Origin of the sequence: Microbacterium sp. NPDC086615, assembly GCF_040686055.1 — a bacterium.
GTDB lineage: Bacteria > Actinomycetota > Actinomycetes > Actinomycetales > Microbacteriaceae > Microbacterium.
Genome location: NZ_JBFBJJ010000015.1, coordinates 47,914 through 60,774 on the forward strand (window position 1 = coordinate 47,914; position 12,861 = coordinate 60,774).

11 protein-coding genes and 1 pseudogene are annotated in these 12,861 nt (G+C 70.7%); all 12 read right to left on the reverse strand.

Annotation, left to right across the window (positions count from 1 at the left end; all coding sequences use genetic code 11):
* Positions 1-2,739: pseudogene (locus AB0O24_RS14580) on the reverse strand (hypothetical protein); the annotation flags it as partial.
* A 150-nt stretch (positions 2,740-2,889) separates the two neighbouring features.
* Positions 2,890-3,477 carry a Trp biosynthesis-associated membrane protein gene (locus AB0O24_RS14585; protein ID WP_363375837.1) on the reverse strand — a complete coding sequence of 196 codons (588 nt, stop codon included), beginning with the start codon at positions 3,475-3,477 and terminating at the stop codon, positions 2,890-2,892.
* Positions 3,477-3,815: a phosphoribosyl-AMP cyclohydrolase gene (gene hisI / locus AB0O24_RS14590; protein WP_363375840.1), complete on the reverse strand. Its 339-nt coding sequence runs from the start codon at positions 3,813-3,815 to the stop codon at positions 3,477-3,479. The genes AB0O24_RS14585 and hisI overlap by 1 nt, the downstream gene beginning before the upstream one ends.
* Entirely contained in the window at positions 3,812-4,576 is a 765-nt protein-coding gene (gene hisF, locus AB0O24_RS14595; RefSeq protein ID WP_275799580.1) for an imidazole glycerol phosphate synthase subunit HisF, read from the reverse strand. The genes hisI and hisF overlap by 4 nt, the downstream gene beginning before the upstream one ends.
* A complete protein-coding gene (gene hisG, locus AB0O24_RS14600; protein WP_307386472.1) occupies positions 4,576-5,418 on the reverse strand; it encodes an ATP phosphoribosyltransferase in 843 nt (280 codons plus the stop codon). Before hisG ends, hisF begins: the two co-directional genes overlap by 1 nt.
* A gap of 46 nt (positions 5,419-5,464) precedes the next feature.
* Entirely contained in the window at positions 5,465-5,728 is a 264-nt protein-coding gene (locus tag AB0O24_RS14605) for a phosphoribosyl-ATP diphosphatase (RefSeq protein ID WP_043361677.1), read from the reverse strand.
* Between the two features lie 292 nt (positions 5,729-6,020).
* Positions 6,021-6,692 (reverse strand): ribulose-phosphate 3-epimerase, encoded by a 672-nt coding sequence (rpe, locus tag AB0O24_RS14610; protein ID WP_275799574.1) that lies wholly within the window; start codon positions 6,690-6,692, stop codon positions 6,021-6,023.
* 36 nt (positions 6,693-6,728) lie between these two features.
* Positions 6,729-8,102, reverse strand: a complete 1,374-nt coding sequence (locus AB0O24_RS14615) for a transcription antitermination factor NusB (protein ID WP_275799572.1) — start codon at positions 8,100-8,102, stop codon at positions 6,729-6,731.
* Positions 8,099-9,016, reverse strand: coding sequence for a methionyl-tRNA formyltransferase (gene fmt, locus AB0O24_RS14620; protein WP_275799570.1), 918 nt, complete (start codon positions 9,014-9,016; stop codon positions 8,099-8,101). Before fmt ends, AB0O24_RS14615 begins: the two co-directional genes overlap by 4 nt.
* Before the next feature lie 47 nt (positions 9,017-9,063).
* Positions 9,064-11,046, reverse strand: a complete 1,983-nt coding sequence (locus tag AB0O24_RS14625; RefSeq protein ID WP_275799568.1) for a primosomal protein N' — start codon at positions 11,044-11,046, stop codon at positions 9,064-9,066.
* A 96-nt stretch (positions 11,047-11,142) separates the two neighbouring features.
* Positions 11,143-12,336: a methionine adenosyltransferase gene (metK, locus tag AB0O24_RS14630; protein ID WP_363375844.1), complete on the reverse strand. Its 1,194-nt coding sequence runs from the start codon at positions 12,334-12,336 to the stop codon at positions 11,143-11,145.
* 129 nt (positions 12,337-12,465) lie between these two features.
* Positions 12,466-12,720, reverse strand: coding sequence for a DNA-directed RNA polymerase subunit omega (gene rpoZ / locus AB0O24_RS14635; protein ID WP_013586629.1), 255 nt, complete (start codon positions 12,718-12,720; stop codon positions 12,466-12,468).
* Positions 12,721-12,861: the final 141 nt, after the last annotated feature.

Below are 12,861 nucleotides of genomic sequence, written 5' to 3' on the forward strand. Positions count from 1 at the left end.
CTCGAACGGGAACTCGTATCGATTGTCGGCCCCGTAGTAGGGGGTGAACCCGCTGATGCTGTTGCCTGTGACTTTGATGGCGGGTGCGGCGGCGCTGTTGTTGTCGGAGGTGACGTGGATCTTTCCGCGTTGGACGGTGTTGCCGGCCACGGTGACGGCGAACGCGGAGGCGGAGCCGTCGGGGCGGTCGATGGTTATGGAGCCGTCGCGGACGGTGGTGCCGATCACGGTCACAGGCCCACCGATCTGGGAAGCGGAGACTCCGCCATCGATCGTCGATGAGGTCACGCTCGCGGCTGCGGCTTCCCCGGCCGAGACGCCGTAGCTGGCGTACGTCACCATGGCCCAATCGAAGGCGATGCGTGACTTCTGCCCGACGTAGATGCCGTTCCAGTCGCCGGCTTCGGGGGTGGTGGCATTGCCGTCCCTATTGGTGTCGCCGCCGATGCTGTCATCAGCGAGGGAGGTGAATATCACCTGAGCCGCCGCTGTGCCACTTGCCACCAACGAACCCTCAACTGTGAGCGTCGTGTTCTCCGAGAACTTCACGACCGTCCCCGCCGCGACCGTGAGTGTCGAACCGGGAGCCACCGAGACATCCTTCGAGACGACGTACACCGTCGGGAATGTCGGGGCCCAGGTCGTGTCCGCGACGATGTCGCTCGTCACGCGCACGATCACCGTCGACGGGACGAGCTTCTCGGCGCTGGTCTTGCTCGTCGAAGCGTAGTTCGCCTTCATGCCGGTGACCGTGACGGTGAGTTTGGCTCCCGCGTCTGCCTGCGTGATCGCGTAGGTCTTCGATGTCGCGCCAATGATCGCTGCGCCGTTGCGCTTCCACTGGTAGCTGAAGGAGTCGGGGGCTGGGGCCCATGTTCCCGTCGACGCGGTCACGGTCTTGCCGATCTCGACCGTGCCGGAGATGCGCGGTGCCGGTACGGAGGAGAAGACACCGGGAACCACTTGGGTGGAGCTCACCCGTTTCACGGTCGTGTAACCGGCCTTCGACCCCGTGACCGTGAAGCGCAGCTGGGCGCCGCGGTCCTCCGCGGTCACGAGATAGGCGGTCGACGTCGCGCCCGGGATTGCGACGCCATTACGCGTCCATTGGTACGTCAGCTTGCTCGGCTGCGGACCCCACGTCCCCACGACGCCGAACAGAGTCCCCCCTACGCGGGCCAAGCCCGTCACCGCGGGTGTCGGGGCGCTCGTGAAGGAGGCCGCACCCATCGTCGCCGCGGTGCTCGTTGCGGAGGCAGCGGCGTAACCCGTTTTGCGTCCTGTCACGGTGACGGTGATCGCGGAGCTCACGTCGGCTGCAACGACCTTGTATGTCGACGCTGTCGCGCCGGCGATCGGCGTACCGCCACGGTTCCACTGGAACGCATACGAGTCGGGCGTGGGTGCCCACGACCCCGTGGAAGCGGTGAGCACGGAATCGACAGTCGGTGTGCCTGAGAACGTCGGAACAGGAACGGTTGCGAACGTCAACGTCGGCACCGAAGTAGACGAGCTGACGCGGGTCGTCGTCACGTATCCCGGAGCTGACGCCGTCACGCTGACACTCAGCCGGGTCCCGGCATCCGCTGTCCCCACCCGATACGTGGATGCGGTCGCTCCGGCGATCGCCGTTCCGTTGCGCCTCCACTGGTAGGCGAATGTCGCGGGCACGGGTGCCCACGTGCCGGTCACGGCCCGAACGGTCGACCCCACGCTCGCCGTGCCGGTGATCGAGGGGGAGGGAGCGCTGGTGAAGGGAGCCGGAGCCGAGGTCTGCGCGGCGCTGGTCTGGGATGCCGGGGTGTAGCCGGCTTTGCGGGCCGTCACGGTGACCGTGATCTTCTTGCCGCTGTCGGCGGGCGTGATCGTATAGGTCTGGGATGTCGCGCCCGTGATCGCCGCGCCGTCGCGGCTCCACTGGTACGTCAGGGAGTCGGGCACCGGTGCCCACGTGCCCGGCGACGCCGTGAGAGTCGATCCGACGGTCATCTTGCCGCTGTACGTCGGAACGGGAGTCGTCGTGAATGCGCGTGCGGGAATCGCGACAGCCGAACTGGTCCGAGCCGTCGTCGTGTACCCGGGAGCCGACGCCGTCACGGTCAGGGTGATCGATGCTCCCGCATCCGCGGCGACCACGCGGTACGTCGTCGCGGTCGCTCCCGAGATCGCTGCCCCGCCCCGCTTCCACTGATAGGCGAAGGTGCCGGGCGTCGGCGTCCACGTCCCGGTCGCGCCGGTCAGAGTCGAGCCGATTGCGGCCTTCCCGGTGATGGTCGGTGCGGGCGCTGTGCTGAATGAGGCCGTCGTGGCCGTTTTGGCGTCGCTCGTGACCGAGGTGCTGGTGTATCCGGTCTTGATCCCGACGGCCGTGACGGTGATCTTCGTGCCCGCATCTTGGGCGGTCAGTTTGTATGTCGGGGCGGTCGCGCCGGCGATCAGCGTTCCGTTGCGTCGCCACTGGTACGCGAACGAGTCCGGCGTGGGCTTCCACGTTCCCGTGACCGCGGTCAGCTTCGAGCCCACCGTCATCGAGCCGGTGAAGGTGGGCTTCGGTGTCACGGTGAAGGCCGCGGCACTCGTGCGTGCGATCGACGTCGGCGACGGCGTCGGGTCAGCCCAGGCTGCGGGCACGCTCCCCACGCTGAGCGCGACGGCGATGAGCATCGCGGCGGCGGTGCGGAGACTGTTGCGTGCGCCTCGCGTACGCAGGTGGACGTGCGGATAACGGCGCGCGCGCATGCTGACTCCCCCAGATGGCGGGTCCGCGCTCGGGTAGCGCCCCCGCCCGGGGATCAGGCCGCGAAACGCACCGGCCGGGATCCCTAGCGCAAAGCTATCGCGTCCAGCAGAATCACAGCAAGTGCGGAACCAACACTCAGGCCGGGAATGTCAGGCCGTCGGGTCATCCCCGCGCGACAGGTCGTCCCAGGAGTCGATGGCGTCGTGCGGGCGCGAGGCTTCCGCCGCGGAGTCGCCGGTCGTGCGGTACTTCCGGCCCGCGTTCGACCCCCACCGACGCGCGGTCACGAGGGTGAAGACCGCGGCGGCGGCGAGCAGGATCTGGGCCACCAGTGTGACGACGGGCCAGGGGGTCAGCGACAGTCCCGCGACGAGGTCGCCGACGGCATCCACTCCCGAGATCCCCGTGGCGTCGGTCACTGTTGCCGCGGCGGCGGACACGGGTGTCGCGAAGACGATCTGCGCGGCGCCGAGACCTGTCAGCGCGGCGATCGCGAGGCCGATCGCGCCGAAGACGTACCGCACGACGGGGCCTGCGATCGACAACGCGGCACCGAGCGCCAGCGCGGCCAGGCTCAAGGGCGTCAGGACGGGGAGGGCGTCCGAGCCCGGCACGGCGAGGGTCTGCTGCGCGCCGTCGTCGAGGGTGACGTCGATCCAGGTCTGGGTCGATCCGATGACGCCGATCGCCCCGGCGAGGAGCATCGCGACGACGGCGAGCGAGCGGGGACGCCGCATCAGCGCTCCCCCACGACCGGGTGCAGGTCGTCGGCGTCGAAGCAGGTGTGGTCGCCGGTGTGACACGCCGCACCGATCTGGTCGACCTCGATCAGCAGGGTGTCGCCGTCGCAGTCCAGCCTCGCACCTTTGACGATCTGGATGTGACCGGACGTATCGCCCTTGCGCCAGTACTCCTGACGCGAGCGCGACCAGAAGGTCACACGGCCGGTGGTGAGCGTGCGGTTCAGGGCCTCGGCATCCATCCACCCCATCATCAGCACCTCGCGCGAGTCGAACTGCTGGATGACGGCGGGAACCAGGCCGTCGGCGTTGTAGGTGACACGGTCGACGCTCATCGGCGCACCTCGATTCCTTCGGCGGCCATGGCGTCTTTCACCTGTCCGACGGTGAGCTGGCCGGAGTGGAACACGGATGCCGCGAGCACGGCGTCGGCACCGGCTTGCACCGCCGGGGCGAAGTGCTCCAGGGCGCCCGCGCCGCCGGAGGCGATCACCGGGACCGCCGCGATCTGGCGCATGAGACGCACGAGCTCGAGATCGAAGCCCTGCTTCGTGCCGTCGGCGTCGATGGAGTTGACGAGCAGCTCTCCGGCACCGCGCTCGACGGCCTCGCGGGCCCAGTCGAGGGCGTCGAGGGTCGTCTCGGTGCGGCCACCGTGCGTGGTCACGACGAAGCCCGAGGGTGTGGATGCCGCGCGCTTGACGTCGAGCGACAGCACGATGACCTGCGCGCCGAAGCGGTCGGCGATCTCATCGATCAGCGCGGGACGCGCGATCGCGGCGGAGTTGACGCCGATCTTGTCGGCTCCGACGGCGAGAAGCCGGGCCACGTCGTCGGCCGAGCGCACTCCCCCGCCGACCGTCAGCGGGATGAAGACCTGCTCGGCGGTGCGACGGACCACGTCGTAGGTGGTCGAGCGCTCGTCGACCGTCGCGGTGACGTCGAGAAACGTGACCTCGTCGGCGCCCTGGTCGAAGTAGAGCTTCGCGAGCTCGACCGGGTCGCCCATGTCGCGCAGATCGAGGAAGTTCACGCCCTTCACGACGCGGCCTCCCGCGACGTCGAGGCACGGGATGACGCGGCGCGCGAGGGTCATCAGAGCCTCGCGGCGAGGATCTCGGTGACGAGGATCGCGCGCGCCCCGATCGCGTACAGCTCGTCCATGACGCGGTTGACGTCGCGGCGCGGGCTCATCACGCGGACGGCCACCCACTCGGGGTCGCGCAGCGGCGAGATCGTCGGGGACTCCAGACCCGGGGCCACGGCGATGGCCTGGTCGACGAGGTTCGCGGGCAGGTCGTAGTCGACGAGCACGTACTTGCGCGCGGCGAGCACCCCGCGCAAGCGCCGCAGCAGTGTCTCGGTGCCCTCGGCATCGTTCGGTCCGGAGATGAGCACGGCGTCGCTCTCGAGGAGCACCGGCCCGAAGATCTCGAGCCCCGCCTGACGCAGCGTCGTGCCGGTCGAGACGACGTCGGCGACGGCATCCGCCACTCCGAGCTGGACGGCGGATTCGACCGCACCGTCGAGGGGCACGATGTCGACCGCGATACCGCGCTCGTCGAGGAACGCGTCGACGAGGCCCGGGTAGGCGGTCGCGACGCGGAGGCCCTCGAGGTCCTGGACGTCGGTGAAGCGGCCGGGGCGGCCCGCGAAGCGGAAGGTGGAGCCGGCGAAGCCGAGCGATTCGACCTCGCGGGCGCCGGGCATGCGGGCATCGAGCAGCAGGTCGCGACCCGTGATGCCGACGTCGAGCGCGCCGGAGCCGACGTAGGTCGCGATGTCGCGGGGGCGGAGGTAGAAGAACTCGACCTCGTTGACGGGGTCGACGGTGTAGAGGTCTTTCGAGTCGCGTCGTCCGGTGTATCCGGCCTCCGAGAGCATCTCGGCGGCGGTCTCGGCGAGCGACCCCTTGTTCGGCACGGCGATTCGCAGCATGACGGGGGCTTTCGTGGTTCGTGAGCGTGTGGGAGGCGAGAGCGGCTCAGAGATGTCGGTAGACGTCCTCGAGCGTCAGGCCCTTCGCGAGCATGAGCGTCTGCAGGTGGTAGAGCAGCTGCGAGATCTCTTCGGCCGCGGCGGCGTCGGACTCGTACTCGGCGGCCATCCACACCTCGGCGGCCTCTTCGACGATCTTCTTGCCGATGGCGTGCACGCCGGCGTCGAGCTGCGCGACCGTTCCCGACCCCTCGGGTCGCTCGACGGCCTTGGCGCTGAGTTCCGCGAACAGGTCGTCGAAGGTCTTCACGCTTCCAGGGTATCGGGTCGGCGGGGGTGGGGCCGTCCGCGGGCGGTTCGCCGGGGTCGCGGCATCCGTTCGCGTGCCTTCGACGGGCAGAGGCGCGGGTGCGCTCGCGATGGCGCGAGGCTGCCGCGGGCGCGCATAAACGCTGTCTGCGCACAGAAACGCGAGGAGAGCGTGTTTCTGCGTGTGGATTGCGTTTATGGGCGGGTGGCGCGCCTCAGCGGCGGTGGCGCGCGTGAGTGGCGGTGGCGCGCGTCAGTGGGGGCTGGCTCGCCTCACTGGGCGGTGGCGCGCGTCAGTGGCGGTGGCGCGCCGCCGCGGCGCGGAGCGACTCGATCGCCCGGTCGGGGTCGTCGGCGCCGAAGACGGCGGATCCCGCGACGAACGTGTCGGCGCCCGCCTCGGCGGCCTGGGCGATCGTCGACTCGCCGATGCCGCCGTCGACCTGAAGCCACACGCTCGATCCGCGGCGCTTCGCCTCGTCGGCGAGGGCACGCAGCTTCGGCATGGTCTCGGGCATGAACGACTGGCCGCCGAACCCGGGCTCGACGGTCATGACGAGGATCTGGTCGAACTCGTTCAGCGAGTCGAACAGGTTCTCGACGGGAGTGCCGGGCTTCACAGCCACACCCGCCCGCGCGCCGATCGACCGCAGCTGGCGGGCGAGGGCGATCGGGGATGCCGCGGCCTCGAGGTGGAACGTCACCGATGCTGCCCCCAGCTCGGCGTACGCGGGCGCCCACCGATCGGGGTCGTCGATCATGAGGTGCACGTCGAGCGGGACCGGGCTCGTCTCCTGGATGCGCCCCACCATCTGCGGCCCGAACGTGAGGTTCGGCACGAAGTGGTTGTCCATCACGTCGACGTGCACGAAGTCGGCGCCCGCGATGCGCGCGAGCTCGGCCTCCATGTTCACGAAGTCGGCGGCCAGGATGCTCGGATTGATGCGCGGGGCGTCGGTAGGCACCCGACCATTATGTGCGTGCGCCGCCCGGAGATGATGTCAACGCTTGCGGAGGAGCGCGATCGACATCGCGTCCGTTCCGTGCCGGTGAGGCCACAGCTGCGCGCGGAGCGAGCCGTCCGCCTGGTCGGGGAGGTCGATCTCGTGCAGCGCCACCGAACGCACGACGGCCCGGGCGTCGAGTTCTTCAACAGCGTCCCCGAGGGTGCGCTTGACCTCGGCGAGAACGCCCGAGGTCTCGGCGAGGTGGGGCGAGCACGTCACGTACGCCACGACGCCGCCGGGTTTGAGCGCCTCGAACGCGGCCAGGACGAGCTCCTGCTGCAGCGCGGTCAGGTCGGGGACGTCGGACGGGACCTTGCGCCACCGCGCCTCCGGCCGACGTCGGAGCGCACCGATGCCCGTGCACGGCGCGTCGACGAGGATGCGGTCGTACTGCTCGGGACTCCGCGCGGCGCGCTGCCGTCCGTCTTCCTCGCTGACCGGCACGTCGAGGGGAACGGATGCCACGGCCTGCCGCACCAGTCCGGCCCGCGCGGGCGCGATCTCGTTCGCATCGAGCTGCGCCCCGTGCGCGAGGGCCTCCGCCGCGAGCAGGGCGGTCTTCCCGCCGGGGCCCGCGCAGAGGTCGAGCCAGCGTTCGCCGTCCCGCACCGGCAGCGCCCGGCTCAGGGCGAGCGCGGCGAGCTGGGACCCCTCGTCCTGCACGCGGATCCGTCCCTCGCTCGCGCGGATGAGACCCTCGGGGTCTCCCCCGCCGTGCGTCGTGAACGCGGTCGGGGCGAAGCGCGCGGCCGTGGCGTCGTCGGGGGCCTCAGCGAGACCGGGGAGGGCGACCATCGCCACCCGCGGAGCGACATTGTCGGCATCGAGCAGCTCGGCGAGCTCGTCGGCACGACCCTCGGCCGTGAGCGCGCGGCGCAGGGCCCGGACGATCCAGACCGGGTGCGAGGTGGTGACGCCGATGCGCTCGTCGTCGCTGCGCGCGGCCGCGGCGATGCGGTCCATCCACTCGCCCGGGGTATCGCGCGAGACGCGCCGCAGCACGGCGTTGGCGAAGCCGGCGGCGCCCTTCCCTCCCCCGTGACGACGCGCCAGTTCGACCGACTCGTTCACGGCGGCGTGCGAGGCGACACGGGTCGACAGCAGCTGGTGTACGCCGAGGCGCAGGGCGTCGAGCACGGCGGGATCGATGCGTTCGACGCTGCGGTCGGCGGCGAGGGCGATGATCGCGTCGTACGTCCCCCGGCGCCGGAGGGTGCCATAGGTCAGTTCGGTCGCGAGGCCCGCGTCCTTGGCATCCAGGTTCGCCCGCACGATCGCGTGCGGCAGCAACAGGTTGGCGTACGCCTCGTCACCCGAGACCGCCCGGAGAACCTCGTACGCGACGGCGCGCGCTCCCTGCACGCTCATGCGCCCAGCACCGGCTCGCTCGTCCGCAGACCGCGGAACCAGTCGCCCGCCGCCATCGCCCCCTTACCCGCCGGCTGGACGGTGACAAGGCGGAGCGGGCGGGATCCGGTTCCGACGATCACGTTCTTGCCGGATGCCGTGACCCGGCCGGGCGGAAGGGGCGGCTCATCGGTGCTCACGGCGCGCAGCACTTTGAAGCGCGCGCCGTCGAGGGTGGTGTGCGCGCCCGGCTCGGGCGTGACCCCGGCGATCCGATGCAGGAGGACATCGGCATCCTGTGTGAAATCGAGCGCACCATCCTCGAGCGTGAGCTTGGGGGCGAGGGTCGGCTCGCCCTGTTGCGGTGCGCTGACGGCCGTGCCGCCGGCGATGGCGTCGACCACCCGGGCGAGGAGCGGAGCGCCGATTCCGGCGAGGTCGTCGAGCACCTCGGCCGCCGTCGCGTCGCCGGGGATCTCGTAGCGCTCCTCGGCGAAGACATCGCCGGCGTCGAGGGCGGCCACGAGCTGGAACACGCTGGCGCCGGTCACCGTGTCGCCCGCGATGAGAGCGCGCTGCACCGGCGCGGCCCCTCGCCACCGCGGAAGGAGCGAGAAGTGCAGGTTGATCCACCCGTTCGTCGGGGTCGTCAGCAGGGGCTCCCGCACGAGCCCGCCGTACGCGACGATCACTCCCAGGTCCGGCTCGAGCGCGGTGATGCGCTCGGTCGTCTCGGCGTCGAGGCGGTCGGCCTTGATGACGGGGAGGCCGAGGTCGACGGCCGCCTGCGCGACGGGTGACGGTGTCAACACGCGTTTGCGTCCGAGGGGGGCGTCGCCGCGGGTGACGACGGCCGCGATCTCGTGCGGGCCGGATGCCAGGGCTCGCAGTGAGGGAACGGCGACGGCGGGGGTGCCGGCGAAGACGAGGCGCATGGGTCTCCTCAGACTCTCGGGAGCGGACGGACGGGGTCGCACGCCGCTCAGAGGTCGGGCTCGGGGATGTCGAGACGAACTCTGAGCGTACTGCGCTGCTTCGGTCCGCGATCTTTGCGGGAGGTACGAGCGCGGAGGGCGTCGGCGATGACGCCGGCGCGTAACGCCTCGGCCACAGCCTTGCCGTGCGCGTAGTCGAAACGCACCAGCGCGCGAGAGGTCGACACGTCGGGCGATTCGGATGTGTCCACTGGACCCAGGATCGCGAGTGGGTCGAGGTCGGGCACCGTTTCGCGCAGCGACGACAGAAGGGTGTCGACGTTGCGGGCGTGTCCGTCGACGCTCGCGACACGGACGGCGGGAGGCATCCGCAGCGGTACCCGGTCCGCAAGCTCGGCGCGGGCGTACGCGGGCTGCGTCCACGTCGCCAATGCGCGAGCGACCGGGCCGGCCACCCCGACCAGATGGACCGGTGCCCCCGGTGCGGCCAGAGCTGCGGCGTTCGACCACCAGCGGAGGCAGCTCTCGCCGATGCGAAGGGCTTCGTTCTGGAGCATGCGGTCGCCGTCGAGCAGGATGACGGCGCGATAGCCTCCGCGGGCGATCGGTTCGGCTCCGCGGGTGGCGATGACCAGGGCGGGATGGCCGTCGACCTCGGCGACGGGGTGGGCGCCGTCGGCGATGATCACGCGGGTGTTCGGGAACGCGCGCCCCAGTTCGTCGGCGGTGCGCTCGCTGCCGGAGGACGCCATGCGCAGTTTGGTCGAGCGGCAGTGCCCGCACGTCCAGGCATGCGCGCTGCGCCCGCACCACGCGCAGACCGGGACGGCACCGGGCCGAGCGGCTCGCAGGGGCCCTGCACAGTGTTGACAGCGGGCGGGACGACGGCAGTCCGCGCACACCAGGGACGGGGCGTATCCGGGCCGTGCGACCTGCACGAGCACCGGACCGCTCTGCAACGCCTCGCGCGCGGCCGCGAACGCCGACGACGGCACGCGCGCCTGACGCTGCTCCCCCTCACGCGTGGCGCTCAGAACCACGCGCGGGCTGACGCGTCGAGAGGGAGCGATCTCGCGCACGTACCCGACGTCGACAAGACGCTGGACGTCGGTGGTGCGGGTGTGGCCCGCGAAGACGAGGGCCGACCCCTCGAGCTCCTGTCGGACGAGAGCGGCGTCGCGGGCATGGACACCGGGGGCGAGCGGCTCCGACAGCAGGGAGTCGCCGTCGTCCCAGATGGCCACCAGGCCGGTGTCGTGCGCCGGAGCGTAGACGCCGGAACGACGGCCCACGACGATGCACGGCACGGGCGCCAGGGTGCGGAGGTACTGCGCGTAGCGGGCGGGGCCGGACTGATCCGCGTCGTCTCGGACGATGGCATCCGGAGTCACCAGCTCGCTCAGCGCCGCGAGCAGCTGCGCCTGGTCACGGTAGTCGGGTACGACGAGGACGGCACTCTTGCCCCGCGCCAGGGTGTGGACCGCCGCTGCGGCGAGCAGATCGGCCCAGGCGCCGCGCGGGAGCTCGGGGTGCGGGTAGGGCGGTGCGTCGAGAGCGAGGCGCTCGCCGCCGTCGAGGGCGTCGGCGAGGCCGGGGTACGGCTTCATCAGGGCCGCGGACCGCTCGCGCGCGGCGGGGACGACCTCGGGCGTCTGGGGTGGTGGCGCAGCGGCCCAGGCCTTCTCGGCGCGGACCATGCGCTTGGGCACGGCGAGGCGCAGCACGTCGCTCACCGAACCTGCGGCGCGGTCGGCGACGCGCCGGGCGAGCGTATAGAGCCGCTCCGGGAGCACGGGCATCGGTGACACGACGGTTTCGACCGACGACAGCGGGCGCTCCGTGCCGTCGTCCGCGACGACATCGACGACGAAGGCATCCATCATGCGTCCCGCGGAGCGCAACGGCACCTTCACCCGCACTCCCGGGGCGATATCCGCCACGAGGGGGTGTGGCACCGCGTAGTCGAAGAGGCGGTCGAGCTGCGGCACGGGAGACTCGAGCTGCACGCGTGCAACGCGACGTTCACTCACGAGCGCACCCTCTCGGCGCCGCTGACGTCGCTCCCCCGGGATGCGCCGCGCGCCAGGCGGGGCTCCCGCCCCACCTCGCGCCGCCCGCCCGCACGGTCAGAGCCCGGCGGCGGCGCGCAGCTCGTCGACGCGGTCTGTGCGCTCCCAGGTGAAGTCGGGCAGCTCGCGGCCGAAGTGGCCGTACGTCGCCGTCTGCGCGTAGATCGGGCGGAGCAGGTCGAGCTGCTCCACGATCGCCTTCGGACGCAGGTCGAACACATCGCGGATCGCGCGGACGATCACCTCATCGTCCACGTGAGCGGTGCCGAACGACTCCACGTAGAGGCCCACGGGGTTGGCCTTGCCGATCGCGTAGGCGATCTGCACCTCGAGGCGGTCGGCGAGCCCCGCCGCGACGGCGTTCTTCGCGACCCACCGCATGGCGTAGGCGGCCGAACGGTCGACCTTGGACGGGTCTTTGCCGCTGAACGCGCCGCCGCCGTGACGGGAGGCGCCGCCGTAGGTGTCGATGATGATCTTGCGCCCGGTGAGCCCGGCGTCGCCCTTGGGCCCGCCGATGACGAAGGGACCCGCCGGGTTGATGTAGTACTTCACATCGGGCAGCTCGAGCCCCGTCTCGGCGAGCACCGGGTCGATGACCTCGGCCTGGACCTGCGCCCGCAGGTCTTCCTGCGAGATGTCGGGGTGGTGCTGGGTCGAGAGGACGACGGAGTCGACGGTGCGCGGCGTGTGGCCCTCGTAGCCGAGCGTCACCTGGGTCTTGCCGTCGGGGCGAAGGAACGGCAGCGTGCCGTTCTTGCGGACGGATGCCAGGCGCTCGGCGATGCGGTGCGCGGTCCACGCCGCCATCGGCATGAGCTGCGGCGTCTCGTTGGTCGCGAAGCCGAACATGATGCCCTGGTCGCCCGCGCCCTGGAGATCGCGAGGATCGACCGAGCCGCGCTCACGCTGCTCGAAGGCCTTGTTGACGCCCGCGGCGATGTCGGAGGACTGCGCCCCGATCGAAATGGACACGCCGCACGAGTCGCCGTCGAAGCCCGTTTCGCTCGACGTGTAGCCGATGCGGGTGACCACGTCGCGCACGATCGCCGGGATCTCGACGTAAGCGCTCGTCGACACCTCTCCGGCGACGTGGACGAGACCCGTGGTGACGAGCGTCTCGACCGCGACGCGCCCCGTCGGGTCGTCGGTCAGGATCGCATCGAGGATGCTGTCCGAGATCTGGTCGCAGATCTTGTCGGGGTGTCCTTCGGTGACGGACTCGGACGTGAACAGGCGCAGGTCGGTCAAGACGACTCCGTGGGGTGAGCGAGCGGGGTGAGCGAGGGGGAACGGGCACAAGTATGCCCCGGGCGGCGGTGAGCCGCCCGGGGCATCGTCACATCTGTGAACAGATCACGTGTGCGCTGTTGCTGTGGATTACTCCGCAGCGCGCAGACGCAGCTTGTCTTCGTGGATCTCGTGCAGCGCGATGGTGAGCGGCTTGTCTTCGACCGTGGAGTCGACGAGGGGGCCGACGTTGTCGAAGAGGTTTCCCTCGTGCAGGTCGGAGTAGTAGTCGTTGATCTGACGCGCCCGCTTGGATGCGTAGATCACGAGCTGGTACTTCGAGTCAACCTTGTCGAGCAGCGCGTCGATGGGCGGGTCGATGATGCCCTGGTTACGTCCGGCCATGGGGAACCTCCTGGTTCGGCGGGATGGGTGGATGCGGCGCGCGACGCGCCGAAGCATCCTGTCATTCTATCCGACGCCCGCGCAGACCGCGCGAAGCGAGCGCGGTGGCGGCGTTCGGCGCGGCGTTTGGGGCGGGATTAT

Bases quoted from the DNA above. Each gene is read 5' to 3' on its own strand.
- AB0O24_RS14585 (WP_363375837.1), bottom strand. From the start codon at position 3,477: ATGCGGCGTCCCCGCTCGCTCGCCGTCGTCGCGATGCTCCTCGCCGGG.
- hisI (WP_363375840.1), bottom strand. From the start codon at position 3,815: ATGAGCGTCGACCGTGTCACCTACAACGCCGACGGCCTGGTTCCCGCC.
- hisF (WP_275799580.1), bottom strand. From the start codon at position 4,576: ATGACCCTCGCGCGCCGCGTCATCCCGTGCCTCGACGTCGCGGGAGGC.
- hisG (WP_307386472.1), bottom strand. From the start codon at position 5,418: ATGCTGCGAATCGCCGTGCCGAACAAGGGGTCGCTCGCCGAGACCGCC.
- AB0O24_RS14615 (WP_275799572.1), bottom strand. From the start codon at position 8,102: ATGAGCGTGCAGGGAGCGCGCGCCGTCGCGTACGAGGTTCTCCGGGCG.
- fmt (WP_275799570.1), bottom strand. From the start codon at position 9,016: ATGCGCCTCGTCTTCGCCGGCACCCCCGCCGTCGCCGTTCCCTCACTG.
- rpoZ (WP_013586629.1), bottom strand. From the start codon at position 12,720: ATGGCCGGACGTAACCAGGGCATCATCGACCCGCCCATCGACGCGCTG.